Here is a 781-nt window from a genome sequence, read left to right on the forward strand (position 1 = left end):
AAGCCCGCCCCCACCAGGGCAAGGCCCCCTCGCCCTACAGCCGCGCCCTCAACCACCAGCAGCCCCGCCGATCTGCCGGCTACCGGCCCTCTGCGTCCCCGTACGCCTCCAGAGCCTCCGTCACCGCATCGGCGGGCAGCCGTGCCCACCGAGCCACCTCCTCCAGCCCCACCCCAGCGTTCACGGCCGCCACCATGACCCGCAGCAGCACCTGGTCGAGCAGATCACTCCCACGGCTCAGACCCTCCAGCACAGACCGGGCCACCTCGGCGGTGGTGCCGACCTGCGCGCCGTGCAACTGCTGCAACTGCTCCTCGGCCTCACCAAGGAGACTGGTGATCACAAAACGCTGCTCCGCGGGCACCACAGCGCGCCAGTACGTGCCGGATCCGGGTGCCCTCTTCTCCCTGGACAAGACTCGCAGTCCGGCGGCCGTCGTCGACGGCTGGTGTTCCTGTCGCACCCATCACAGGTTCTCGTCGAACCGCGCATACGGCCCGGGCCGTCCCCCTGGATGCCGACGCAGACGGATAACGGTCCCCATCCACGCGAGCAGCGGACCGCCGTAATCAGTCGCTGCCAGCGGCCCGAGCCACGGACGTCCCAGCCGCTCACCGAGCCGACGGCAGAACTCCCCGTCCGCGGGCAGCCGCCGCCGCTGCTCGCCGCCGCTGTCCGCCCAGACCCGCTGCGCCATGGCAGGATCCAGCAGCGCATCCGCAACGGCCACCACCTCAGGAAAGATCACCGCATCCCGCCCCACCACCCGCCACCACTCCAA

The 781-nt window shown here is 70.9% G+C and carries 1 protein-coding gene and 1 pseudogene; both read right to left on the bottom strand.

Annotation, left to right across the window (positions count from 1 at the left end; translation table 11 throughout):
- Nucleotides 1-79: 79 nt before the first annotated feature.
- On the bottom strand, nucleotides 80-343 hold the full coding sequence (locus ACSNOG_RS32850; RefSeq protein WP_436756349.1) for a hypothetical protein: 264 nt from the start codon (nucleotides 341-343) through the stop codon (nucleotides 80-82).
- 123 nt (nucleotides 344-466) lie between these two features.
- Nucleotides 467-781: pseudogene (locus tag ACSNOG_RS32855) on the bottom strand (DNA-binding protein); the annotation flags it as partial.

Source organism: Streptomyces sp. URMC 124 (genome assembly GCF_051386455.1).
Taxonomy (GTDB): Bacteria; Actinomycetota; Actinomycetes; order Streptomycetales; family Streptomycetaceae; genus Streptomyces.